Consider the following 24,668-nt stretch of genomic DNA (forward strand, 5'->3'; position numbering starts at 1 on the left):
TATTCAGGAAAGTGATTGAGTAATGATTTCGGATTCGGGTACCAGGTCTGGTTTCAGGTTGCTGTCCCGGGGTTCTATGATTAAAATATTGGCATCGTAGGTAACCATGCCCAGCATAATGGAATTGATGAGGCGCGACACGTTTACTTGGTAGTAATTATTCCGGAAAAACGGATTTTCCTGATACGGATCGGCCACTATAATTTTATCTTTTTCGGGCGTGAAGCCGCAAAGCACCACAAAATGCCCCAGCGGTTCGCCCCGGATATCGTCGTAAACACTTTCGTCCCGGTCATTGGTCCGCTCCCTGGCACAGTTGTACAGATACGTGGCGCTCAGCCCCGTCAGGATTGGAATGCCTTTGCTGAAATGTTCATCCAGAAGTTTCGGCGTCAGGTCCTCGCAGCATAGTTCCCCGCCCAGCTGCAGAAATTCGATGTATGCCTTGGAAGCCATGTGAAGCTTGGCATCGTGCTTATAATGCATCTGTTCTTGCAGGTTCTTGATGATCTTCTCGTTGGTGGAACGAAACCAGGTCGGATCGAACACGTGCAGGTTGTAGGAATAAAGCCGCGCTTTGTAGCCGCGTTTCAAGGCATGGCAGGCCAGCAAAACGGCCAGTGTCCCCCCTTCCGAAAGGAAAGAAACTTCCGAGATCACATCGTCGAGCGAAATAAAATCCTGGTAATACTGATACACGGCATGCAGGCTCGTCGGTCCGCAAGTGGAATCATCGGGTTGGGTCAGGATCTTAAGTTTGTTCAGGAGCTTTATATCAAGCACAGCGACAGGAATTGGTTAAGCGGAATCTGTTTTCCACCTTATACGAGGATTTTAAAGGAAGTCTGAACTTTTGATGAAAAATTCAATTGAAAGGGCTGTAACACCAGAACCGGAAAGGTTCTTAGTCTAGGAAAGCTGTTTTTCAGGCTTGAAGGTTAGCAGTTGCGATGAAAGCAGCTTTCCCGGAACTAAAAGTAGCGTAGGGTTTAAAACATACGCTACTGTCAGAATCCTTTTTCGGTAAATCTCCCTATTAAATCTAACCGCTGTTTCGGACATCTTTGTCCGGAAGAGCAATAGGGCGCTTAACGCCTTCCGTTGACTGAAGTCAACGGCAATAGATACACTAGAAACTGAAAATAGAATTTACCATTTAAAAAATTCGCTATCCATTTCCGTTGACTTCAGTCAACGGAAGTTAAGTTAAAGGCATGGGTTAAACCCTACGCTACATTGTTCCTCCCCTATTAAACTGCAAAATATAGGAACCACCCGGCGGAAGGCTTATATTTGCGGTTGTTTTATAACGGAACCTGTTTTTAAATGAATTTTAGAACGTTACTTTTTTCGGTGTTTTCCCTACTGTTTCTGAACCTGCCGGTTGCGGCGCAGAGCAAATTCAAACTAAAGAACGGCGACCTGCTGTTCCAGGACCTGGATTGCGGCGGCCTTTGCGATGCCATTGAAAGCGTAACGACAGGCTACAACAACGCTACTTTTTCCCATGTAGGTATTGTAAAGATTCAGCCGAACGGAAAAATTGAGGTATTGGAAGCCATTGGCAAAAATGTGCATTACACGCCGTTGGAAAAATTCCTGAACCGCCAGCTCGATGCCGAGAAAAAGCCCAAAGTTGCGGTCGGCCGGCTGCAAAAACCGTATCAGAATTTAGTGGCAACCGCTTTGGCGAAGGGAGAAAAGCTGCTCGGAAAGCCTTACGACGATGTATTTGCCATGGATAACGATGCTTATTACTGTTCCGAACTGATCTATGATATGTTTAAGGCCGCCAATAATAACCAGCCCGTTTTTGATTTGGCCCCTATGACTTACGCCACGCCTGGTACCGAAACCATTATGCCGGTGTGGGAAGAATATTTCCAGAAGCTGAATGCCCGCGTGCCGCAAAACGACCCCGGATTAAACCCTGGCGGTATGTCGTGCTCTAAGAAACTGAAAATGTATTTCCCTTACGGCAAGCCGGGTACCCGTAACCCCGCTTTGTAGAATAATGCGAAATTCTGGCACAGTTTTTACTGGTGAATCATTTCCGGATCTTGCTTGTTTCATTACTACTCTCACAAAATTGCTCCTTATGAAAACCAAAAATTTGTGTTTCCTAAGTTTCTTTCTTTTCCTTTCCTTTTTCGCCCGGGCTCAGGAACTGGTTTTGCCTTTAGCCAGTCCCAAAGCCAGCGTTAGCCAGACCATCGGCCTGACGGATGTTTCGGTGAAATACCACACGCCCAGCATCCGGGGCCGGGAAGTTTGGGGAAAATTAGTACCCTACGGCGAAGTATGGCGGACAGGTGCTAATGAGGCCACGCTGGTAACCTTCAGCGACGATGTGGTGGTGCAGGGCGAAAAGTTGCCGGCCGGTACGTATTCCCTTTTCACCATTCCAGAAACCCACGATAACTGGACCATCATCTTCAACAAAGAGTTAAACCAATGGGGCGCTTTCGATTACAAGCAAAGCGAAGATGCCTTGCGGGTGCCGGTTCAGGCCATCCCCAGCGACCACCACGAAACCCTCTTCTTCTCTTTTACCAACATTAAACCAACTTCCGGCGAACTGAACCTTAACTGGGAGAAGATCCGAATTCCGATCCGGATCGACGTAGAAGTAGATAAAAAAGCGGTTGCCAATATTAAGAGCGCCATCAGCCAGGCCAAACCAGACGATTGGCGCATTTACGCCCAAGCGGTGAATTACTTCCTGCAAAACAAAAAAGAATCGGAACTGGCGCTTGAGCTCATCGATAAATCCATTGAGATAAACAGCAACTTTTACAACAACTGGCTTAAAGCCCAGCTTATGGCCCAGCACAACGAATACCGCGAAGCCGTAGTGCTGGTAAAAAAAGCCATTAAACTAGGTGAACAGGAAAAAGAAACCTTCAAACAATACGCCACGGATCTGGAACTGGATTTAAAGGAATGGCGGGTGAAACAGAATTAAACAATTCCAGATAGAAATAAAAAACGGTAGCTTTTCTGAGGAAAAAGCTATCGTTTTTTATTGGAGTTTACTTTAAAATCTTGATTTGAGAACCTGCTCCTGTTAAGTAAAACTGGTTAAAATTTTAAACAAGGCCTTTGCTGAAGCTTCCATCATAACTAAGGTTAAAAAGATGGTCATCCCGAGCGCTAGCCGAGGGAACTTATGGAGCCGCATAACTAGAATTAAACAGTAAGACAAATCTTGCTACGCTCGCTTTATCATTGTAATTCCCATAAGTTTCCTCGACTTCGCTCGGAATGACCGTTCGAATCCTTTAGCTGCTTCCTGGATAATTACTTAAACCTGGCAATAAACCGCAGGTTTACTGTGCGGGCGGAAAGATAATTCGGAACGGCGTAGTATGCCCCGTTTATATCCTGCACGAAGCTGTAAGAAACCAGGTTGCTTGCCGCAATAACGTTTAGAATTTCCAGACTGATCCACAAGCTTTCCAGGGGATTTTTGCTATTGCTGGCACTGGCATCGCGGAGGGTAATGAGCTTGGAAAAACCAACATCAGGCCGGAGGTAGGAACGGCCGCCTAAAACTCCTCTGCCGCTGGGCACACCCGGATAGCTATATGCCAGGCTGCTGCCATAAATCATATTCAGGTACATTTTCCAGGTCGGGTTATTCGGTAAGTGGTCCTGGAAGAAAACGCCTACAGTAACCCGCTGGTCGCTTGGCCGCCGCACATAACCGATCTCCTGCTGGCCGATTACGTTACCTTCCGCATCTAAAACATCCTTTTTATCGCCTTCAATGTCTTCTTTGGTGCTAAGCACGCCTAAACTAAACCACGATTCCGCCCCTTTTATGAATTCCCCGTTTACCCGCACATCGAAACCGGCGGCATAGGCTTTGGCATTGTTCAAGGCATAATACCGCAAGCGTACATTGTCGATGTCATACGGAATTACGTTGGTCAGGTGCTTGTAATAAGCTTCGGCAGTAAGTTTAAAATCGCGGTTCCACTTGCTGAAATGGTATTCGGTACCGGCAATAAAGTGAGTCGAACGCTGGGCTTTCAGGTCACGGTTCAATTCACCCCGGGCATTGCGAAGCTCCCGGTAGAAGGGTGGCTGCACATAAAGGCCGGTGGCGAATTTATACGTCAGGGCCGGGTTGCGGCGGGAGGTTAACGCGTACTGAATTCTGGGCGAAAGAATAAACTCCCGGTTAAAATCCCAGTAGTTGGCCCGCAATCCATAAGTTAAAGTCTTTAAAGAATCGATGTAAACGGTGTGCTGGGCGTAGGCCTGGTACCGGAAAGATTTCAGTTCGATATCCGTTTTCAGCAGGTTGCGCTTCACCACAAAATCGGTGGAATCGATGAAGTTGTATTCCGAAAGATGATCCGTGATGTCTTCCCGGCCGGCCTTAATTCCCCATTGCAGCGTATGGCGGTTATTGAAACGGTAGGTATTGCGGTTTTCCAACGTAGCAATTAAAGCCCGGAGCTGGTTGCGGGAATGATCGTAGCGGCTGCCTACATCGCGGGAACGCACGCATTCGTTAAAGCCCGGCGAAGACGGATCGGTATTTACATCGCAGAAAAAGTAGAATGCTTCGGTATCGCGGTATTCCCGTTCTTTGGAGTGCGCCGCCGAAAGGATCAGTTCCGAAGTTAGCCACTCGCTGAAATGGTGTTTCAGGTTTACGCCGGCCTGGTAGGTTTCGTACTCCATCTGCTCTTTGCCTTCGTAAAAGATCTTCAGGCGCACCACCCGGTTAACCGTGCCGAAACTGGTTTCCGAAGTTGCCGGGGCCAGTTCGTAACGGTTGCGGGCAAAAGAAGTTAAGATCCCGATAGATGTTTTGGCCGGATTGTTCGGGTTCAGAACGCTGTCTTTGGTGAGGTTAAAAGTGATGTAGCTCTGAAAATCGGAGAAAACCGGTTTGTAGTCCCCTTCTACCTCCAACCGGTGAAACAGGTAGCGGGCATCTTTGTGCCGGGCGCCGAATAAATAAGTAACTTTTTTGTTTTTGGAAGCCGCCTCTACGTGTGCCGAACCGCCGGTCAGGCCGCCGGTCAGGGAAGCGGCAAATTCCTGGGGCTGCTTGTAATCGATGCTTAATACCGACGAAAGCTTATCGCCAAATTTAGGCTGCCAGCCGCCGGAAGAAAATTCCACGCTGCCGGCCATGTCCGGGTTCACGAAGCTTAAACCCTCCTGCTGTCCGCTGGTAACCAGAAAAGGCCGGTAAATTTCAATGCCGTTTACGTAAACCAGGTTTTCGTCGTAATTGCCGCCCCGCACCGAATACGTAGAAGAAAGCTCGTTATTGCTCACCACACCCGGCAGCGTTACCAGCAGCTTGTTAAAATCGTTGAAAGCCGAAGGCAGCGTGCGGGAAAGCCGCGGGTCCAGCTTCATGATACTCACCTGCTCGCGGGTATCATCTTCCCGGCGGGAACGGACTTCGGTGGTGTTCAGCACTTTGGCATCGGGCTCGAGGCGGAATTCCAGTTCGCGCATTTCCCCGGCGGCCAGCTTTACCTTTGTTTCCTGGGTTTTATAGCTCAGGTACTGCACCACAATGGTAAAACTTCCGGCCACCGGCAGCTTCAGCTCAAACCTGCCAGTGGCATCGGTGATGGCGCCATTCGTAGTTCCTTTCACCGAAACGGTGGCTGCTTCCAGGGGCTGGTTTTCGATGGTCTGAACCGTTCCCCGGATCACCGCCTGCTGGGCGAATGCGAATTGCGCGAACGTAAATAAGAAAAAAACTAAGAGTTTTGTTTTCAGCATGCAACCGTTAGGTCAGTAAGCAACATTTTTTAAATCGGCAATGGTTTTTTCCGGATCGGCCGCCGAGAACACGAAGCTTCCGGCCACCAGTACATCGGCGCCTTTTTTCAGGAGTTCAGGAGCATTCTGCTGGTTCACGCCGCCGTCAATTTCGATCAGCGCCGGTGAATTTTTCTGCAGGATCAGATCTTTCAGCTTTTCTATTTTACTGTAGGTATTCTGAATGAATTTCTGCCCGCCAAAACCCGGATTAACCGACATGATGCAAACCAATTCCACATCGGCAATTATGTCTTCGAGCACAGAAACGGGCGTATGCGGATTAAGTGCAACGCCAGCTTTGGCTCCGCAATCTTTGATCTGCTGCACCACGCGGTGCAAATGGGTACAAGCTTCGTAATGCACGGAAATCAGCGAAGCACCGGCTTTTCTGAACTGCTCAATGTACAATTGCGGCTCAACGATCATCAGGTGAACATCCAGCGGCTTCTGAGCGTGCCTGGCGATAGCTTCCTGCACCGGTAAACCAAACGAGATATTCGGCACAAAGCGGCCATCCATGATATCGATGTGCAGCCAGTCGGCCTGGCTACGGTTCAGCATTTCTACTTCAGACTGCAAATTCGCAAAATCGGAGGCCAAAACGGAAGGGGCAATAATCGGGGACATGAGGTAAGTTAAAGGTAAACGATAAGTTGTTTTCTGGGTACAAAGTAAGTTAAAGTTTCAGGAACCGGATACTCTTCACTTGTTTTCCCTGAATGGTCTGGATAAAATAAAAACCGGACTTTAAGTTTGATTTCAGGGTGAAATTAAGTGTTCCTTTGGTATTAAGTTTTGGAACGGTGAATGCCTGTACTTTCCGACCGATCCGGTCATACACATTTATTTCTACCGGTGCGGACCAGTAACTTTTAGGAAAGGCTAAAGCTATATTATTGCCTTCCGAAGGATTGGGATAAACGACAATATCGGTGGGGTACGACAACTGGAACGCCCGCTGAAAATTAGGAATACCGTATCCAAGGTTATTATCCGGTTTAGAGGCCTGGGTTCCGGAACGCTGCAGCAGATCGATCAGCTCCATGTTGGTCAGGTGCGGATTGGCCTGCCAGAGCCCGGCGGCTAAGCCCGAAATAATGGGGCAGGAAAAGGAAGTGCCGTTATTCCGGCCAATATACCCGTTGGTGGTGACCACGGCAGCCATTCTACCCTGAGCCGAAACATTGGGTTTGATCCTGCCATCGGAAGTTGGACCAAACGAACTAAAAGATGCTTTAAATCCCAGGGAATCTACCGCGCCAACTGCCAATACCGAATCTCCGTCAGCCGGAGCAATAATATATCGCCAGTCTTTATCTTCGCCTTCGTTCCCAGCTGAATTTACGACCAGAATTCCGGTAGCAGCGGCAAAATCCGCGGCGCGGGTAGAAACAGCTTTATCACCGTTCAGATCGGCGTAGGAATAACTTACGGAAGGTTCATCGAAAAAATTATAGCCCAGGGAAGAACTGATAATATCTACGCCGGCGCTGTCGGCATATTCGGCGGCAAAAAGCCAGTTAAATTCTTCCACCGGGTGCTCCGAACGGACATCTTCCGTAATAAATAAATAGAAATTTGCTTTATAGGCCGTACCGATGTATTTACCCAACTGGTAAGCCCCGATGCAGGACAAAGCCATGGTGCCGTGGGAGTTCTTCTCGTAAACGGTCTGGTCGTTGTCTACAAAGTCGTAAGTGCCTTTTATCTGGTTGTTCCGGAAAAGGTGCGCAAAAGGCAAACCGGTATTTACGTCGGGGAAACCGGCATCGAAAACGGCGATGGTCATGCCTTCGCCCCGGAAACCGGCATCGTGCATCTGGGTGGCCCCGATCATTTCCGCCTGGCGGTAAGAAATCCCGTAATCGCTCCGGTTGGCGGCCAGGCGTAAGGCATTAGCCGGCTTTTCCGTTTTATCCGGTTGGGTTGCGCCACTGGTTTTTTCGGTTGCAAAGGTAGCGTTTACAAAAGGCAGGTTCTGAATTAAAGCAAGCTGGGCCGGACTGGCAGAAACTAAAACTCCGTTAAACCATCTGCTTTTATAAAGAACCGAAGCGCCGGTATTTTTAATTCCGGATACGTACGCCGGGTTTACCGGCAGGTCGCGGGTTTTAACGGTAATGTTCTGGCGGGTACGGCGGGCCAGGGCAGCCTGGGAAAGATATGCGGCCGGCTGGCTAACGGAATAAGGCGAATTGGCCTTGTCTTTAAAATAAATGAAATACTTTTTATCGGTTTGCGCCTGTACCAGGCTCGGGAAACTGCAAAGAAATAAACAGCACAGCGTAAAAAGTTTTTTCATGTTTATTCTATTTTACCATACGAGTCGAGCGTTTCGATGCGCATAAAGCCGCTCTCTTTGTAATCAAAATCTTCCTGGTTGCCGTTGCAGGGCTGCTGGGTGCAATAGTTAATTACGTTGTAGTTTTTATAGATCAGTCCGATGCCTTCGGCGTAAACTTCTTCCCGCTTGTCTATATTAATAAAAGTTTCTTCGTCGTTTACCAATACCCGTACCGTTTTCGGATAATTCGTGCCGTTCAGCGTGTAGCTTTGCCCTACGTTGGTGTAGCGGGCGCGGTGCGGTTTCGGTGTTTGGGTGGAATCTATATAGTTATAGACGTTCGGGCTCCAGCTTTTATTTTCCGAAACCGGGAAAATAAGTTTCACCAGGTTCAGGTTGCCTTCCTTGCGGATAAGCTGGTTTTTGGAAAGGATAACGGTGTTCACCGAATCATCGGCCCAGAAATCGTCGGGAGTAGCCCGGCGTGAGCGGATAATTTTATAGGTCGGTTCGCCGGCCAGGTTGGTATAAATGGTATCGATCCGTTCCCGGATCTGGAATTGTGAGGAATCTTTGGCTTTATCGTCTTCGTACTTTTTGTACATGACATTATAAACCCGGTAATTCCCGATCTCGAGCGGATAGTAGTTTTTGCCGGCTTGCGCGTCGCCGAGTTCTTCGGTTTCTGAGTCACAGCCGTAAAAGATACCGGCCAGCAATAAGATCAGGAAATACCAGTTTTTTTTCATAAAGCAATAGCGTTTTATACGTTATAACTCGTTTCGATCCAGCCGCCGCCAATTACATCGTTGCCTTCGTAAAATACCGCTGCCTGTCCCGGGGCTATGGCGTGCACGCCGCTCAGGAAATGCACTTTCATTTTGTCGCCGAATTGCTCGATAATGGCTTCGGTTCCGGGATCGTTGTAGCGTACTTTGGTTACGGTAGCAGTCGGCTTATCCAGCAGATCGGCGTATTTTACCATGTTTAATTTACCGATGGTAGTACCGTTTTTAGCCAGATCGTCGTAGTTGCCCAGTATTACGCGATTTGTGTCTTTTTCGATGCGTGTAACGAAAGCCGGAAAACCTAAAGCAATTCCTAAACCCTTACGCTGCCCAACGGTGTAAAACGGATAGCCTTCGTGTTTGCCTACTACCCTGCCGTCTTCCATCACAAATTCGCCACCGGCAACCTGTTCTGCTAATTCCGGAACCCGGCGCTTTAAGAAACCGCGGTAATCGTTATCGGGAATAAAGCAGATCTCGTAGCTTTCCGGTTTCTGCACCAGTTCGTGGAAACCGCGCTCGGTGGCAAATGCGCGAATTTCAGATTTATGCAGCTTGCCCAGCGGAAAGATGGTGCGGGCCAAACTTTGCTGGGAAATTCCCCAAAGCGCATAACTCTGGTCCTTGTTTTCGTCCAGACCTTTGGAGATCACATATCTACCGTTTTCCTCACGCACATTGGCGTAATGGCCGGTGGCAATAAAATCACAACCCAGTTTATCGGCGCGGCGCAGCAACGAATCCCACTTAATGTGCGTGTTGCACAACACGCAAGGGTTCGGGGTGCGGCCGGCTAGATATTCGTCGGTGAAATGGTTTATTACATAATCGCCGAATTCCTCGCGGATGTCGATAATGTAATGCGGGAAACCCAGCTGCACGGCAATGTTGCGCGCATCGTTAATGCTGTCGAGGCTGCAGCAGCCGGTTTCTTTTTTACTTCCCCCTGAAGACGCGTAGTCCCAGGTTTTCATGGTCATGCCTACTACTTCGTAGCCTTGCTCATGGAGCATTACGGCCGCCACCGAACTATCGATGCCGCCACTCATGGCTACTAAAACTCTTCCTTTTGTACTCATTTAATCGAAAACAGGGTTGAAAGCCCTTTTTAAAATGGTTAATTTACAAAGATACAACATTACCGCATTTATATAGCTTTTTCCGGGTATTGCTCCTTGCCTTTGAGTAACGTTTTTAGTACCGGAAAATTTCCTTTCTTTTCAGCTTTTCAACTAAGGCTTTCCAAAAAATTTCATTGCCGTCTGCTTTAGCTGACGGATTGCAGGCTGCCTGAAGATAACAATACATTCAAATAATTGCAATTACACTTTAAAAGGTTTGGCTAAAGCCGAAATTTAAATGCTTTAAAACCGTCAGCTAAAGCAGACGGCAATGAAATTTGGTATGTGGAAATTCCATTGCACTAACTTTTTAGGCCGGAATTAGCCCAGCATTGTAATTGCATACACAGTTAAAGAGTATATCCCGTCTGCTTTAGCAAAAAAGCCGTATTTTAATGGAAAAGTAATTTTAATGGCTCACGGACATCATCATCACCCTTCCCCGCTACTTACGGACCTGAACCGGGCTTTTATGCTGGGTCTGGTACTGAACATTATTTTTGTAGTGGTAGAAGCTGGTGCCGGTTTTTATATCAATTCCTTAAGTTTGCTCAGCGATGCCGGTCATAATTTAAGCGATGTGGTAAGCCTAGGGCTGGCCATGCTGGCGTTTAAACTGGTGAAGATCAAACCTACTCAGAAATTCACTTACGGGTATCAGAAGTCCACCATTCTGGTTGCCCTGATCAATGCCGTAATCCTACTGTTGGCTATCGGCAGCATCGGACTGGAGGCTTATCAACGGTTCCAAAATCCGGAAGCTGTGCCCGGTAAAACGGTAGCACTGGTGGCTGGCATCGGGATCTTTATTAATGCTGGTACCGCCATGCTTTTTTATAAGGACAAGGACAAAGACCTGAACGTAAAGGGTGCCTACCTGCACATGGCCGCTGATGCGCTGGTTTCTGTGGGGGTAGTAATTTCCGGCCTTGTGATGTTCTATACCAATTGGTTCTGGCTCGACAGCATCATCAGTTTTGTCATTATTATCGTGATCTTTTTCAGTACCTGGAACCTGCTTAAAGAAACCATACGCCTAAGCCTGGATGCCGTTCCCGAAAATGTAGATTACCAGAAAGTACTGCAAGCCATGGAAGAAGTACCCGGGGTTAATTGCGTGTATCACATTCATATATGGGCACTGAGCACCACACGAAACGCCCTGACGGCCCATGTGTTGCTGGAGCCGGGAACGGTGCCGCCTGAGATTCGAAAAATTAAAGAAGAAATACGCCTCCGCCTGTCGTACCTTAATCTGGAACATGTTACACTGGAAACAGATTTGATTAAACATGAAAACGAAAAACCTGATGGCATTTGTTAGCTTTTTTACTTTTTCATCCGGAAAAGATACTGTTTACCATTGCCTGATGTTTTTCGGGACAAAGTATCGGAATCCGGCAAAAAGCTGCTTACTTTGATCGAAATTCTGAATTAACCTTAATTGTAAAACGATACCGAAATGGCTTTAAAAACAACCGTACTGGTAAATGGTATAAACAACCTGAGCGATGCCCGCTATTGCGCTGGCATGGGTGCTGATATGATGGGTTTTAACCTGGACGAAAGCCACCCGGATCATTTAACGGAAGAAGCCTTTAAAGAAATAACCGGCTGGGTAGCCGGCATCCAACTAGTGGGTGAATACGACCACGCTTCCGGGCACCACATTCATGAGCAGGCCAAAAGCCTGAACCTGGACCTGGTGCAGCTGAATAAAACGTACCTGATCGACGAGATTCGGAAAATCGGCAAACCGGTCATTCAAAAAGTATTTATCAATAAGGACACCATCGAGGCAGAGCTGCTGGACATGCTGGACCTGTACAAGGCCGAAGTTGCTTTCTTCCTCGTGTATTCTGACGATTTTACCACCATCGACGAGACCAATATCCGCCTGCTCCGCGATTTGTCCGGTCTTTATAAAATCATTATAGGTTTCGGAGTTGAAAAGCAAAACCTACCGGCCATTCTGGATGAAGTGAGGCCTTACGGCATCGGTTTACAGGGTTCCGACGAAATTAAACCCGGCCTGAAAACCTTCGATGAGCTGGAGGAAATCTTTGAAGTGCTGGAAGAGTAGGGTTTAATGTGCTAATTGATTAATGTGCTGATGTGCTATTTTTATCAGTGACAGAACCTCACCTTTTTAATTAAAGGTGAGGTTTTCTTTTTTTCAATGTTCGTTATGCGTAGCGTTAGCGAAGCGCTCTACGCATTTCTGTTAAGCCAATCTCCAGATTGGCGTAAATAACCCATTTAATAATCAGAAGTTCCCCTTTCAGCATCTGTACTACCGAAATGGTGGCACTGCCAGAGCAAGCGAATAAGACATCAGGCTAAAGACCTGAGTCCCTGTAGAGACGTAATATATTACGTCTTTCACAGCATTTCAGCAAATTATCATATCTGGTCTCAACCTCTTCTAGCTAAATTTGCAACTTAATGCCGCCGTTGGTACCCCGAATGGAGACGTAATATGTCCCGCGAATGGAGACGTAATATATTACGTCTCTACAGTACTAAATCATAATAAATTTCTTTAACATGACGAATATGGTGTTTTCACCTACAACCTTATTACCGCCTGCTTAAACCCGAAAAATAATTTTTTTTAGAACAGTAACTTTGCATCTCTCCTACCTGCTTTATTCGCCAATCGGGAGATTGGCTTTACGGAAATGCGGAGAGCGCTTCGCTAACTCTCCGCATAACGGAGATGCATTACGAACGGGAATAGCACGTTAGCACATTAAGAAATTAGCACATTAATCCTCTTTTTCCCGGGCAAACTTCTGGGCTAAAATACTCCCGGCTACTAATTGCAGGGTGTGGTAAAGCATCACGGGCAACAGAATAATTCCGGTATTCACCGAATTCGCGAAAAGGACTTTTGCCATTACCGTGCCGTGCACCAGCGATTTCTTCGAGCCGCAAAAAATAGCAGTGATCCGGTCTTCGCGGTTAAAACCGAGCAGCCGGGAGATCAGGTTTATCAGGAAAAAAACCGCCAGAAAAAACCCTACCATGCCAAGCCCCAGCAGAAAAATATCGGTAAGGGAAAAGTCGCGGAACATGTTTTGGGAAAAGCTTTCGCTAAAAGAAGTGTACACGATGGTGAGAATGATTAACTGATCGAAGTAACGCATACGTGCCCGGTGCTTTTCGGCAAACTTTCCGAACGTTTTATGCAGCAACATGCCCAGGATTACCGGGATAATTACCTGGATAATGAGTTTAGTAAAAACCTGGCTCAGATCAAAGCTGCTTTCAGCCGTGTTCAGAAAAAGGCCCATCCAGAGCGGCGTAATGAAAACCCCCAGTGTACTGGAAATACTGGCGTTAAAAATGGCGGCCGGAATATTTCCACCGGCTATGGAAACCATTACAACCGCCGAAGAAACCGTGGAAGGCAAGGTTGCCTGAAAGAAGATCCCCAGCCACATCACTTCGGAATCCGGCGTTTGGAAAAGGGATTTTCCAGCCAGTGCCAGCAAAGGAAAAACTACGAAAGTTGTGAGGTGAACTACCAGGTGCAGGCGCCAGTTACTCAGGCCTGCTTTTAGTTTTTCAGGTTCCTGCCGGAGGCCGTAGAAAAAGAAAATAAAGGAAACGCCGTAGTTCGCCAGCTCCGTCAGCGAAAGGGGCCCTTCCTGAATGCCCGGTTCCGGCCAGAATTTTGCCAGTACAATTACGCCCACCAGAATCAGAATGAACGGATCAAGGCCTGCCCTTCCGGCAATATTTACCGCCCGCTGAAAGGCGGAGATCTGCTTATCTACCGGATCGGGATCTATGCGGGGAAATCGGTTTTGCATGAACGGAATATTAATTCTTTAGTCTTTACTGTTCCTGACTTTCAGAGCCGGAAACAGTATCGTTTCTAACGCAAAAAGCCCAGCCTGAACCGGACTTTCTGAAAAAATTGAAATAAACCTTTCTCTAAAATAGTTATCATGTTGAGCGATTACGAAAAAACTCATTAGCATTTTGCAGAAACATTCTTGCTGGAAGCCGACGAGTTCCTTCACATGCGTTCAGGATGACAAGAGTATTTTGAGAAAGTTTATAGTTAACTGAACAAACTAAGCTGCCCTTACACTTCAAACTGCAGGTACTTGATCGGAATGCCTTCGCCTAAGAATTTCCGTTCGTAGGTCGTTTGGATTCCTAAGGTGTGGTGCTGCAGATCGGAAGCATACAGATCGTGGGTAAAGATCAGGTTCTTCTCTCCGGCCTTTTGCAACAGTTCCAGGGTATAGTCGAAAAGCTCCAGGTTGTCGGTTTTAAAATGAATGGTTCCGCCCGGTTTCACCAATTGCTTATACATGTTCATGAAGCGCGGCGAAGTCAGGCGCTTTTTTTCTTCGCCCAAACGCGGACGCGGGTCCGGAAAAGTGACCCAGAGCTCGCTTACTTCGTTCTCGGCAAAATGCTCGGTTATTTCTTCAATAAAAGTCCGGAGGAAGCCCACGTTCGTTAAACCGTTTTCTTCAGCCAGAGAACTTCCTTTCCAGAGCCTCGCTCCTTTTATATCTACGCCAATAAAATTCTTATTCGGGAACAGGTTCGCAAGCCCCACGGTATAATCGCCTTTGCCGCATCCGATCTCCAGGATCAGTTCATGGTTGTTGCCAAAAAAATCTTCCGACCAAAGGCCTTTTAATTGCTTGAAATTTTCTTTCCTTGGTTCTACTACGTTCCGGCGTTCACCAATTACTTTAAATTTCTCGAGTTTGCTTCTTCCCATTTTATAAATCTTCCACTTCGGCCACCACAAACGTGCTGCCCCCAATAAATATCAATTCGTTTTCTTTAGCCGCCGCTTTCGCCGCATTTACCGCTTCCATCACCGTGCTGAAAGCATTGCCTCGCAGCCCAGCTTCCGAAGCCAGTTTCGTTAACTCCTCTACCGGCAAAGCCCGCGGAATATTCGGCTGACAAAAATAGTAGGAATATTCCGGCGGTAATAATTTCAGAATTTTGGTAATGTCCTTATCGTTCACCGCGCCAAAAACGAAATGCACTTTCGGCGCGCCTGCCCGTTCAAGCTGGGCCAGCACCTCCTTCAAACCGGCTTCGTTATGGCCGGTATCGCAAATGATAAGCGGATTCTGGCTCAATACCTGCCAACGGCCTTTGAAACCGGTAAGTTCCCGCACATTCTCCAAGGCAAAACGCAAACTGTTTTCCGGAATATCGAACCCTTTTCGTTTCAGTTCTTCCACTACCTCCAGCACACCGGGTAAATTGTGCTCCTGATACGAACCCGCCAATCCTACTTTCAAATCCGACAAAAAGACGTGGCTGCCTTTATATACATCAAACGTCCGGTCTTCGAAACTACTGTCGGTACAGATCACTTCCAGTTGCTGGTCGGCAAAAATGATCGGGGCATTTTCCTGAAGGGCCTTGTGCAGGAAAACCTCGGTGGTTTCGGGTTGCGTCTGGCTAATAACTACCGGCACGTTGTGCTTGATGATGCCGGCTTTTTCGGCAGCAATGGTAGGCAGGTCGTTGCCCAGTAAACTCTGGTGGTCGAGGCTGATGTTAGTGATGAGGCTTACTTCCGGGATAATGATATTAGTGGAATCGAGGCGGCCGCCCAACCCTACTTCAATTACTGCAATATCCACTTTTTCGCGGGCGAAATAATCGAAGGCCATGGCTACGGTCATTTCAAAAAAGGAAGGCTGCACCCGCTCGAAAAGGTCCTTGTGAGTTTCTACGAATGTAACCACCTCGTCTTTGGGGATCTGGTGGCCGTTGATGCGGATGCGCTCCGTAAAATCTTTCAGGTGGGGCGAGGTGTAAAGTCCGGTTTTATAGGCCGAACATTGCAATATGGCAGCCAGCATATTAGAACTGCTGCCTTTGCCGTTGGTTCCCGCAATATGAATGCTTTTGAATTTGTGCTGCGGATTATCCAACGCTTCGCACAAGGCAAGAATATTATCCAATGACTTCTTAAAAGCAGCATTGCCGATGCGGTGAAACATCGGCAATTGATCATACATATATTCCAGACATTGTTCGTAGGTCATAGAGAAGCCGTTTGATAAGCAATGCAAAATTAACCTTATCCGGCCAAAACACTATGCTTTTCCGGTAAAAAAGTCTGGCGTCTGAATATTTACACAACAACATTAATTTTTTCTGCAATATAAAACCATTCATTCGAGTCATTCCGAGCCTGTCGAGGAAACTTACGCATACTTCTATGGCAAAGCGAGCGTAGCAAGATTTGGCTTATTTAATAATTGCGGCCCCATAAGTTCCCTCGGCTTCCCTCGGCTTCGCTCGGGATGACGGACTAATAAGTTAATGCTGACTTGGAGGAATGAAGTACAAGAAATTCATTTTGCCTGAAAACTTTTCCGGCGTTTGAAATCAAAAAAGCCTGTCCGGAGACAGGCTTTCTGATTTTCTTTCGAAGCAAAAAAACTAGCGGGCCGTAATAATAAAGGTTACTGTTCCGCTTGCCCCGGTTTCCGATTCGCCGCTGACGTTGGTCGGGCTAAGGCTGGTTTTAACTACCGCATCTTTGTAAAGTTTGGTCAGGGCCGGAGAAACGTTGCTTTCCCGCACGGCACAGTAATAAATGGTACCTTCCTTGTCAACTTTAATGTCGAAAACGATCCGGCCGCTTTCATTGGAATCATCGTTCGGGCGCGGCGGACGGTCCCAACCCCAACCCGGCATGCTCAGGCTACCGCCGTTTCCGGGGCCGCCTTTACCTGGTTTCCCATATAAGGCTTTTGCGTCTAAGGAACCTTCCGGATTACCCTGGTCGCCCACTTTGCCCGGACGGTCGCCGTTGTTGTTGCCGGTCATCTGGTTGCTGCTGCCGGCCGTGCCGTTGGCGCCGTTCTGGTTAGCAGATTTGCCCGGATAAAGCGATTTCGGTTTTTCAACCGCTTTCACTTCTTCCTTCTTCTCTTCTACTTTCTTCGGTTCTTTAACTTCTTTTACCGCATAACCACTTTCCTCTACGCCGGTAATTACCCGGTCAGGCGTTGCTTCCACGGCTTTCTGAGGCGTTTCCTGGGCAACTGGCTCCGGTACCCGCTCCGGCGTTTCAGCGGCTGGTCGGCTGTCTTCCCGGTTCGGCGAATTGTTGGCCTGCGCGGTGGTTTGCACGTCGCCGTATCCTTCCTCCCCGATCACGCCGTAATTCAGCTCAATACCGGAACCACCTTCCAGCGGCGGGTTCGGCCCTTTGAACATCATCAGGAAAAATAACGCTAACAGGCCGCCGTGAAAAACCACGGTGCCGATCAGGCCATAATTCCTGTAATCATTTTCTTTCGCTCCCAGCATAGTATTCTTATTTGGAATCCTGCGTGGCCATTACCATTTTTACTTTCAGCTTATTGCCGATTTCAAGAATGTCCACCAGTTTCTGTACGTTCAACGATTTATCTACTCGCAATACAACGGTAGGCTGATCGATTCCGTTCAAAGATTGCGCCAAAGCCGACTCCAGGTTTTCCGGGGCCACGGGCTGCTTATCAATAAAATACTCGCCGGCAGCATTCACCGAAACCGTGATGGGCTGCTTCACCATCTGCACGTCCGATTTGGCGTTAGGCAGCATAAGCTTGATCACGTTCGGGTTTACCATGGTAGAAACGATCAGGAAGAACAGCATCAGGAAGAACATGATGTCGTTCATGGAGCCCGTTTCTACGTGCGACGAAATTTTGCGTCTGCGGCTAAAATCCATTTTTCTTTTTCAGATAAAAGATGAAAGATAAAAGTAGAAAGACAAAGAGGTAAAATATCCTTCTTCTTTTATCTTTCAACCTTCATCCTGAAAATATTAATTATCCTGCAGGAGGTCGGTGAATTCTACGGCGTAGTTTTCCATTTTGAATACCACGCGCTCTACCATCAGGCTCAGGTAATGGTAACCGATGTGGGCGATCATACCTACAATAAGACCAGCAGCAGAAGTTACCATTTTGGTGTAAAGACCGCCGGAGATCTGGGCAATACCGAAGTCGCCGGTAGCAGAAATAGCGTAGAAAATCTTAATTACCCCGATGATCGTACCTACGAAACCAAGCATTGGTGCGATACCGGCAATAATACCGAGCACGTTAATGTTTTTCTCCAGCTTGGTGATCTCCAATTTACCCACGTTCTCGATAGAAGTTTCGATGTCTTTCAGCGGATTGCCAATGCGGCGGATACCTTTCTCGATCATGCGGGCAATTGGCGTGTTGGTACGGGCGCAAAGCGCTTTGGCACCGTTCAGATCGCCCTGGATTACCTGGGTTTTTACGGCCTGCATGAATGGTTCCGGATCTGGTAATGCTTTTTTAATGGCAATATACCGTTCAATCATAATGTAAATGGCAATTACTGACATCAGAACGATCGGTAGCATTACCCACCCTCCCTGAACAATAAGGTCGAAAACGGAAAGGCCGGAATCGGCGCCGGTTACAGGAGCAGCATTTGGCACATTGGCTGCCGTGTCGGCAGTCATGGTTGTAATCTGTAAGAGAATCGGGTTCATATTAATAATTAAGTATCCAGAGGGAGTTACCGAATTTTTTGCGCAATTCCGGAAGATTGGCCGTGGCCAGTTCCATGGTTTCGAATTCGGCTACCGAAACGCGGTGCAGTTTGCTGCCCTTCGTAGGTAAAATGATATCGGAAGCTGCGCCTTTGGCGGTTAATTCATCTTTGCTGCGTTCGGCATTTGCCAAGCTTAAATAACCACCGGAAATGATAAAATAACGCCCGGTAGCGGCATTAATTGTATGCGAAGCCGGCGATTCAGCATTATTTTTTTCCGGCGCTTTCACGCCAGTTTTAACCGTTTCTTTTCCAGCAGTTTTGGCTAAAGCCCCCGGAGCAGCTTTTACAGCTTCGGGTTTAACCGAATTGGCAACCAATTTTGCTTCCGCTTTTTTCGTAGCAGTTGCGGCAGCTGTTTCGATTCTTTCCTTCGGCGCTTCCGGTTTCTCAGCAGCGCTTTTTGGAGCAGCTTCGGTAGCGTTTACCGGCGTTTCGGTTTTGGCATCGAACGCAATCTCATGGGAAGAAACTTTAGCCAAAGCAACTTCTTCGTTTACCGCTGCTGCCTCTTCCGGAAAAGCTTCTGAAAAATCGGCTTCTACGGCGGCTATTGAATTTTCTTCCGGCGTAACCGGCAGTTCTTCTATGGCAAGCCCCACCTCTTTTTGATCGGTTTCAGCTACCTTTTCTTTAATCGTGAGCGTTCTTTCGGAGCCGCTGCTGAATAAGGTAACCGGGTTCAGAGAGCTTAAATTATGCTCCGGCTGCAAAGAAACCACGTATACCATGGCAACGGTTAAGCTGCCCAGCAACACGGTTCCGGCAACGGTAGCATATTTGCGGGAAAACCGCGATAAACGGCCGCCCGTTGGCGCTTTTTGCGAAGCCGCGGCTTTCTGCCGGATGGTACGCAAGGTTGTAGCTTCGGAAGGTATGATCGGCCGGGCTTCCAGTTCCGGCAACCCGAAACTATCGGCCAGGAAGTTCTCCCCTTCCAGGTATTCGAACTCGATCTTGTGCTCGGCATTTAACCGGAAAATTCCGATACCCTGCAATTCGAAACGTTTGTTCTTAACCAGGTTGGTTTGCATGTTGCCTACGAACTGGTTCACCATTTGCTGGGCTTGTTCGGAAGGCACTTTCAGGTGTTGCGCCAGATGGCTTATCAGCAAACCGTCGTTATGCTTCAGTTTTTCGTTGAAAGCAATTTTCTTCGACGGTGGCGTAAAAGTATGTTTTACCGGATGAATTTTCGATGAAGCATACTGCGCGATCAATCCGCCGAAGTCCGGAATGATGACGCAATCGTGGTCGTGTAATAAGTCCTGAATCTGTTTTAAAACCATAAACCTCTTAGAAAGTGTAACTTAAACCTACAATAGCATTAAAGCCCTTGGTCGGGTAGTTCACAAAACGTTCGTATTTCTTGCCGAGAATGTTGTTCAGCATTACAAAAGTTGAAAATTTTTCTGAGATTCGGTAATCTACTTTCAAATTCAGGTCCACAATATTGTCCGATTCCACAATTACCTGCTCGCCCAACCCCCGGTAAATTTTGCCGAAACTGCTACCAATATAGTAAAGTTCCGCGTTAAAAAGAATCTTGTCGTAGATATTGTAGCTTCCGAAAACGGTAGTGCGGTTAGCCGGCAGGTAGAACGGGTGCTCCAGCTTGCCAGTGCTCCAGTTGTAGTAATCGGTTTTCACACCCAGGCGGAATTTCTCGGCTTTGTTGTAAACCACTTCGCCGTAAAAATTAAGGGCATTGGTGTTTTCCGGATCGTATTCCAGAATAAAGCGGGCCGAATCCAAAGGATTGTGGTTGAAGAAATACAGGTTTTTGTAGTTCTGGTAAGCCACTCGCGCTGTTATCTGCACGTTCGGAATTAAGCTTCCGGTTACGCCGCCGTAAAGCTCCAGCTGCTTATCGGTATCGGAGATCAGCAGACGGTTCGAGGCCAGTTCCGGCATCAAACTTGGCGTTTCCTTCAGCCATGGGTTCTCCCGGGTCAGGTCGTAAAGCGTTACGCGCTGCAGATCGCCGGTGGCGCCGGCAAACAGCACCAGTTTGTTTTCAATGGCTTCGTAGCCTAAGCGCAGGTTCGGGTAGAAATTCAGCTTATCGCCGTTGTTGATCGTATCGCCGGTGTAGCCTAGGATCGCGCCTACTGATACATCCAGCTTATCGAGGTCTACCTGGTACGAAGGCGCAATCTTGAAATACGGCCGGCTGATATCGTCGCCATCTTTGTAAGAAATAAAAGACAGGTCCGAAAGCACTTCCACCCGCGATTTATTGGAGAGGAAGTACTGCAGGTCAAGGCCGCCGTAACCGTTCACTTCGGAAGCATCGAAGGCATCGGAAAAATATTTCACGCCGGCTTTCACGCCGTACTGCATTTTCGAATTCGCCTGGGTTTTGTTGTTGATATAAGCTTCCCCGTTCACCCGGTTAAAGTTCTGGTCGATTTTGCGGATTATATCAGGGGAAGGCAAATCCGGGTTGTAACCATAGAATTTGTAACCATCGCGTTCGTAGCCCACGCGGCCGCCAACCGTGATGTTCCCCATATAGCTTTCGCCGTGCGCGCCGATTTCAGAATTGCTTACGTCCGAATTATCTACCGGGCCGTTGGAAGAAACGTGGCTTACGTAACCGCCAAAGGAGGCCCGGTCGCTGCGTTTGTTGTGGAAATAACCTTTCAGGTACGGCGTGCTGTAATTCCCGAAACCGGCTTTTATGTAGTTGCCATATAGTTTTTTCAGGTCTTCCTGCTTAATGGTTAACACGCGGGCTGAAAGCGGCACATCCTGGTCCGGCAGTTTATAATCGTTGAAGCGGTAGGTAACCGTGTTGGTTTTCTTCTCCGGCGGTTCGATGCGGAATTTTTCGTAGTTCCGGCTGGCTTCCGGCAGTTCCAGCACTTTGCTTTTCTCGATCTTGATTTCGGTATTATCCAGTTTGCCGCCGGTTTGCGCAAACGCCTGGAAACCGGCAACCGGACCAAAAGCAAACAATAAAGCCAGTCCGGATAATTTTATGGTGTTTTTCATCGAATAGAATCTCCTTGCGTTGCGTTTAAGTTTTGCTTCTGTTTCTTGTCATTCTTTTTGCCTTTTCCCGCCGGTTCTTCTGCAGGAGCGCCGCCTTTGTCAATATCTGCTAAGTGCGCCTGGGCAATTTCTTTCACTTCTTTAAAAGGAGAATTTTCGATCACGGAATTTAAGGTTGCCTTCGCCTGGAAGGTTTCGCCCTGGGCCGCATAATTATCCGCAATTACAATAAAGGCCCGGCCCAGCCAGTACTCGTAGTTTCCGTAGTTGCTCGATACTTTGTAGGCCGCATCGGTAGATTCTTTGTAGCGTTTCTGCTTGAAAAGGATCTCCGAGATCAGGAATTGGGCTTCGGCGCCGTTCTCGTCGGTAGCTGTAATGGCGTTGTTTAACTGGGTCAAGGCTTCATCCAGTTTGCCCTGCGCGTAACTGGCTTTACCCAGGTACAGCATGGCCGAATTGGTTGCGTTCAGCGCGGCGTTTCCTTGCTTCAGCAGGTCGTTGGCGGTCTTCTTGGTATTCTCGTAATCGCCGGCCAGGTAATAGCTTTTTATCATCCCGATCATCGCGTTTCCTTGTTCGCGGCGGTTGGCTGAAACATCGCGGAGGCGGTTGTAATACTTCAGCGCTTCGGCGTAGTTCTTATCCTCAAATTCCAGGTCAGCAATTTTGTTCAGGGCTTTGCTCAGGTATTCGGTACGGTTCTCGTTTACCACGTCGCGGAGCCTGGTTTTGGCTGTAGCCCGGTCGTTATTGCGCAAGTACGCATCGGCCAGGAAATAACGGGCATCAGCTGCCAGTACACTGTTCGGATAAGCTTTTAAATACGCTTCGAATTTCGGAATGGCCTGTTTGTAGTTTTCCTTGAAGTACAGATTCTTAGCCGACTCAAACTCAACGCTTTCCAGCGCTTTGTTCGAAGGATTAGCTGCCTTGAACTTTGCCAGGTACGGATCGAATTCATCGCCCCGGTTCTGGGTATTAAGAGCTTCCTGCAAACTATATAAGGCACTGTTGGCTACCTGGGAATTCGGATAACTGTCGAGTACCCGTTTGAAATCGTTGATCGCTTCGTCGTGCTTGCGGAGGTTTACGTAAGCCACACCGCGGCGCTGCAGGGCATTCGGCACCAGGTTGCTTTGCGGACGGTTCTCGATCAGGTTGGTGAAACCGGAAATGGCCGGCGCGTAGTTACCGTTCTCGAAATCGAGGTTGGCGCGCTGAAACTGGGCATCATCGGCGTAACGCGAACTTGGATAGTTGGTAATCAGTGCCTGCAGGCTTTTTGCCGCGTCTTCCTTCCGGTTCAGTAAACCTAAAACCACGCCTTTCTGGTATTGCGCATAATCCTTATCCGGCGAATTGGAAGCCAGTACTTTGTCGTACAGGTTCAGCGCCTGGTTATAGTCTTTCTGCACGTAATTACAATCCGCCAGACGCATGGTAGCATCCATTAAGTTCGGATTGTTGTCGCGTACGGAGTTATCGTTGATGTAGGCTTTGAAGTGCGTTTCGGCTTTGTCGTACTGCTTGTTGTTGTAGTACGCATAGCCAATGCCGTAGCGCGACTTGATGTAGTAATCGGTTTTGTTCGCGTTGCTGGTCCGGAAAACGGCGGCGTAAGCGTTGGCCGCTTCGTCCCACTTCTGAGCAATAGATAAAGCTTCCCCTTTCAGGAAAAAGCTTGCCGCCCTAATTTCAGTATCATACGGATATTGCAGCGACTTATCGAGCAAGGCCAGGGCTTCCTGGAATTTTCCATCGTTGAAATAGGAAACTGCCTGGTAGTAGGTTACCCGCTGATAGGTGGCATTGATCCGCTCCGAACGGTTGCTTAATTTCTCGATGTGGCGGATCGCTTCCAGGTAGTTGTTCGAGTTCAGGTACGATTCGCTCAGGATATCATCTGCCTCGTCCGACATTTTGGAACGCGGGAACTTCTTGTTGAAATCGGACAGCGCACTGATCACTTCCCGGAAATTGCCGACTTCGTAATTCAGCTGGGCGTATTTTATGGTAGCGGCTTCAGTTACCGGCTTATCGAATTCCTGGTTACGGGCCTGGTTAAAGGCCGTCATGGCGAAAGGCTTGTTGTTGGCCTTCAGGTAACTTAAACCCAAATGGTACGCCGCATTCTGACCCAACGAATCTTTCTGAAGCGCTACGTCCTTAAAATTGGTAATGGCAACCGGGTAATTCTCGGTTTTGTAGTTGGCGTAAGCGATCTTGTACTGCACGCCGTTCTCGATGTTCTTCCGGCCTTTGGCGTACTCGTTGAAATACGTTACGGCCGTTTTAAAGTCGTTCTGTTTGAAATATGCATCGCCTACCAATAGCTGAATTTCGTCAGCATTTTGCGGCTTCGGTTTCTGGGCCAGTACTTTTTCGCCGTAAGAAATTACTTCCGGCAGGTTGCCTTCTTTGTACAGGATCTGCATTAACAGGAAAGGCACCACCGCGCGGTAAGCCTCGTTCTGCTCGGCAACCCGCAAGTCAGTTTTTGCACCGGCATAATCGCCGTTACGCAAAGCAATGTAGCCGGAATAATAGCTCGAAGCATAGCTGTACTTCCGGCCCCCGCCTTTATTCCGATCGAACAAAGGCTTGGCTTTATCGAACTGTTTCTGGCTGAAATAAGAATAGGCTTGCTTGAATTCTGCTTCGTGCACCTGGGCAGCGTCGAGGTTTTCCTTCGGCACTTTTTCCAGGAATTCGATAGCCTTATCGTAGCTCTTTTTATCGAAGTAAAATAAACCTAACTCGTAATAAGCCAGGCCCGCTTTCGGATGGGCCGGATACTTGGCAGCAAAATCCAGGATCAGGCGTTCAGCATCGGGATGGAACAGGTACAGACCGCTTACGGCGTAATAATATTGCGCATCGATGGTTTTGGTATTGTCCCCGATCAGGCTGATGTATTTGGCAAAAGCCTGCTGGGCTGCGCCGTATTTTTCCCGGTCGAAAAGCTCCAGCCCTTCCTGCAGATAGCGTTCTTCGTTCGTAAACGTTTGGGTTTGCTGGGCTTCGGCAAATTGAGTGGCCCCGCCCAGCATGGCCGACGTAAAAATTATTTTCTGGTATAGCTTCATA

At 48.0% G+C, this 24,668-nt stretch carries 19 protein-coding genes; 4 read left to right on the forward strand and 15 right to left on the reverse strand.

The annotated features are described in order from the left end of the window. Window positions 1-3: 3 nt before the first annotated feature. The gene (locus F0P94_RS18550) at window positions 4-783 is read right to left on the reverse strand and encodes a C39 family peptidase (RefSeq protein ID WP_225307289.1); all 780 of its coding nucleotides are present in this window, start codon (window positions 781-783) and stop codon (window positions 4-6) included. A 543-nt stretch (window positions 784-1,326) separates the two neighbouring features. On the opposite strand from F0P94_RS18550, the gene F0P94_RS18555 reads away from it, so the two are divergent. Beyond that, window positions 1,327-2,010 carry a YiiX/YebB-like N1pC/P60 family cysteine hydrolase gene (locus tag F0P94_RS18555; RefSeq protein WP_150905870.1) on the forward strand — a complete coding sequence of 228 codons (684 nt, stop codon included), beginning with the start codon at window positions 1,327-1,329 and terminating at the stop codon, window positions 2,008-2,010. A gap of 88 nt (window positions 2,011-2,098) precedes the next feature. Continuing rightward, window positions 2,099-2,965, forward strand: a complete 867-nt coding sequence (locus F0P94_RS18560; RefSeq protein ID WP_191907103.1) for a DUF2911 domain-containing protein — start codon at window positions 2,099-2,101, stop codon at window positions 2,963-2,965. 335 nt (window positions 2,966-3,300) lie between these two features. On the opposite strand, the gene F0P94_RS18565 is transcribed toward F0P94_RS18560, so the two are convergent. Genes F0P94_RS18565 through mnmA form a run of 5 tightly spaced genes read right to left on the reverse strand, consistent with a single transcriptional unit; the run spans window position 3,301 to window position 9,953 of the window. Next, window positions 3,301-5,760, reverse strand: coding sequence for a TonB-dependent receptor (locus F0P94_RS18565; RefSeq protein ID WP_150905874.1), 2,460 nt, complete (start codon window positions 5,758-5,760; stop codon window positions 3,301-3,303). 12 nt (window positions 5,761-5,772) lie between these two features. Beyond that, window positions 5,773-6,429, reverse strand: a complete 657-nt coding sequence (gene rpe / locus F0P94_RS18570; protein ID WP_150905876.1) for a ribulose-phosphate 3-epimerase — start codon at window positions 6,427-6,429, stop codon at window positions 5,773-5,775. 49 nt (window positions 6,430-6,478) lie between these two features. After that, a complete protein-coding gene (locus F0P94_RS18575) occupies window positions 6,479-8,104 on the reverse strand; it encodes a S8 family serine peptidase (RefSeq protein WP_150905878.1) in 1,626 nt (541 codons plus the stop codon). Between the two features lie 2 nt (window positions 8,105-8,106). Further along, window positions 8,107-8,835: a hypothetical protein gene (locus F0P94_RS18580; RefSeq protein WP_150905880.1), complete on the reverse strand. Its 729-nt coding sequence runs from the start codon at window positions 8,833-8,835 to the stop codon at window positions 8,107-8,109. A 14-nt stretch (window positions 8,836-8,849) separates the two neighbouring features. After that, window positions 8,850-9,953, reverse strand: coding sequence for a tRNA 2-thiouridine(34) synthase MnmA (gene mnmA / locus F0P94_RS18585; protein ID WP_150905882.1), 1,104 nt, complete (start codon window positions 9,951-9,953; stop codon window positions 8,850-8,852). Window positions 9,954-10,407: 454 nt separating this feature from the next. On the opposite strand from mnmA, the gene F0P94_RS18590 reads away from it, so the two are divergent. Then, entirely contained in the window at window positions 10,408-11,319 is a 912-nt protein-coding gene (locus F0P94_RS18590; RefSeq protein WP_150905884.1) for a cation diffusion facilitator family transporter, read from the forward strand. A 138-nt stretch (window positions 11,320-11,457) separates the two neighbouring features. Then, window positions 11,458-12,078 (forward strand): phosphoribosylanthranilate isomerase, encoded by a 621-nt coding sequence (trpF, locus tag F0P94_RS18595; RefSeq protein WP_150905885.1) that lies wholly within the window; start codon window positions 11,458-11,460, stop codon window positions 12,076-12,078. Between the two features lie 685 nt (window positions 12,079-12,763). On the opposite strand, the gene F0P94_RS18600 is transcribed toward trpF, so the two are convergent. From F0P94_RS18600 to F0P94_RS18640, 9 genes are all read right to left on the reverse strand, one after another. After that, window positions 12,764-13,813 (reverse strand): bile acid:sodium symporter family protein, encoded by a 1,050-nt coding sequence (locus F0P94_RS18600; protein WP_150905887.1) that lies wholly within the window; start codon window positions 13,811-13,813, stop codon window positions 12,764-12,766. 278 nt (window positions 13,814-14,091) lie between these two features. After that, a complete protein-coding gene (gene trmB / locus F0P94_RS18605; RefSeq protein ID WP_150905888.1) occupies window positions 14,092-14,745 on the reverse strand; it encodes a tRNA (guanosine(46)-N7)-methyltransferase TrmB in 654 nt (217 codons plus the stop codon). Between the two features lies 1 nt (window position 14,746). Next, window positions 14,747-16,039, reverse strand: coding sequence for a bifunctional folylpolyglutamate synthase/dihydrofolate synthase (locus tag F0P94_RS18610; RefSeq protein WP_191907104.1), 1,293 nt, complete (start codon window positions 16,037-16,039; stop codon window positions 14,747-14,749). A 400-nt stretch (window positions 16,040-16,439) separates the two neighbouring features. Then, a complete protein-coding gene (locus F0P94_RS18615) occupies window positions 16,440-17,315 on the reverse strand; it encodes a hypothetical protein (protein WP_150905890.1) in 876 nt (291 codons plus the stop codon). A gap of 7 nt (window positions 17,316-17,322) precedes the next feature. Beyond that, a complete protein-coding gene (locus F0P94_RS18620; RefSeq protein ID WP_150905891.1) occupies window positions 17,323-17,721 on the reverse strand; it encodes an ExbD/TolR family protein in 399 nt (132 codons plus the stop codon). Window positions 17,722-17,817: 96 nt separating this feature from the next. Further along, window positions 17,818-18,519: a MotA/TolQ/ExbB proton channel family protein gene (locus F0P94_RS18625; RefSeq protein ID WP_150905892.1), complete on the reverse strand. Its 702-nt coding sequence runs from the start codon at window positions 18,517-18,519 to the stop codon at window positions 17,818-17,820. A gap of 1 nt (window position 18,520) precedes the next feature. Next, window positions 18,521-19,870, reverse strand: a complete 1,350-nt coding sequence (locus tag F0P94_RS18630; protein WP_150905894.1) for an HU domain-containing protein — start codon at window positions 19,868-19,870, stop codon at window positions 18,521-18,523. 7 nt (window positions 19,871-19,877) lie between these two features. Beyond that, window positions 19,878-21,578: a TonB-dependent receptor gene (locus F0P94_RS18635; protein WP_150905895.1), complete on the reverse strand. Its 1,701-nt coding sequence runs from the start codon at window positions 21,576-21,578 to the stop codon at window positions 19,878-19,880. Continuing rightward, a complete protein-coding gene (locus tag F0P94_RS18640) occupies window positions 21,575-24,667 on the reverse strand; it encodes a tetratricopeptide repeat protein (protein ID WP_150905897.1) in 3,093 nt (1,030 codons plus the stop codon). The genes F0P94_RS18635 and F0P94_RS18640 overlap by 4 nt, the downstream gene beginning before the upstream one ends. Between the last annotated feature and the right edge of the window lies 1 nt (window position 24,668).

The sequence above is a fragment of the Adhaeribacter soli genome (assembly GCF_008727925.1).
GTDB classification, from domain to species: domain Bacteria; phylum Bacteroidota; class Bacteroidia; order Cytophagales; family Hymenobacteraceae; genus Adhaeribacter_A; species Adhaeribacter_A soli.

What these genes read in the sequence shown, in the direction of transcription:
- mnmA (WP_150905882.1), bottom strand. Translation starts at nt 9,953, where the DNA reads ATGAGTACAAAAGGAAGAGTTTTAGTAGCCATGAGTGGCGGCATCGAT.
- F0P94_RS18580 (WP_150905880.1), bottom strand. Translation starts at nt 8,835, where the DNA reads ATGAAAAAAAACTGGTATTTCCTGATCTTATTGCTGGCCGGTATCTTT.
- F0P94_RS18565 (WP_150905874.1), bottom strand. Translation starts at nt 5,760, where the DNA reads ATGCTGAAAACAAAACTCTTAGTTTTTTTCTTATTTACGTTCGCGCAA.
- F0P94_RS18560 (WP_191907103.1), top strand. Translation starts at nt 2,099, where the DNA reads ATGAAAACCAAAAATTTGTGTTTCCTAAGTTTCTTTCTTTTCCTTTCC.
- F0P94_RS18600 (WP_150905887.1), bottom strand. Translation starts at nt 13,813, where the DNA reads ATGCAAAACCGATTTCCCCGCATAGATCCCGATCCGGTAGATAAGCAG.
- F0P94_RS18620 (WP_150905891.1), bottom strand. Translation starts at nt 17,721, where the DNA reads ATGGATTTTAGCCGCAGACGCAAAATTTCGTCGCACGTAGAAACGGGC.
- F0P94_RS18625 (WP_150905892.1), bottom strand. Translation starts at nt 18,519, where the DNA reads ATGAACCCGATTCTCTTACAGATTACAACCATGACTGCCGACACGGCA.
- trmB (WP_150905888.1), bottom strand. Translation starts at nt 14,745, where the DNA reads ATGGGAAGAAGCAAACTCGAGAAATTTAAAGTAATTGGTGAACGCCGG.
- F0P94_RS18590 (WP_150905884.1), top strand. Translation starts at nt 10,408, where the DNA reads ATGGCTCACGGACATCATCATCACCCTTCCCCGCTACTTACGGACCTG.
- F0P94_RS18555 (WP_150905870.1), top strand. Translation starts at nt 1,327, where the DNA reads ATGAATTTTAGAACGTTACTTTTTTCGGTGTTTTCCCTACTGTTTCTG.
- trpF (WP_150905885.1), top strand. Translation starts at nt 11,458, where the DNA reads ATGGCTTTAAAAACAACCGTACTGGTAAATGGTATAAACAACCTGAGC.
- F0P94_RS18635 (WP_150905895.1), bottom strand. Translation starts at nt 21,578, where the DNA reads ATGAAAAACACCATAAAATTATCCGGACTGGCTTTATTGTTTGCTTTT.
- F0P94_RS18615 (WP_150905890.1), bottom strand. Translation starts at nt 17,315, where the DNA reads ATGCTGGGAGCGAAAGAAAATGATTACAGGAATTATGGCCTGATCGGC.
- F0P94_RS18610 (WP_191907104.1), bottom strand. Translation starts at nt 16,039, where the DNA reads ATGACCTACGAACAATGTCTGGAATATATGTATGATCAATTGCCGATG.
- F0P94_RS18640 (WP_150905897.1), bottom strand. Translation starts at nt 24,667, where the DNA reads ATGAAGCTATACCAGAAAATAATTTTTACGTCGGCCATGCTGGGCGGG.
- F0P94_RS18575 (WP_150905878.1), bottom strand. Translation starts at nt 8,104, where the DNA reads ATGAAAAAACTTTTTACGCTGTGCTGTTTATTTCTTTGCAGTTTCCCG.
- F0P94_RS18630 (WP_150905894.1), bottom strand. Translation starts at nt 19,870, where the DNA reads ATGGTTTTAAAACAGATTCAGGACTTATTACACGACCACGATTGCGTC.
- rpe (WP_150905876.1), bottom strand. Translation starts at nt 6,429, where the DNA reads ATGTCCCCGATTATTGCCCCTTCCGTTTTGGCCTCCGATTTTGCGAAT.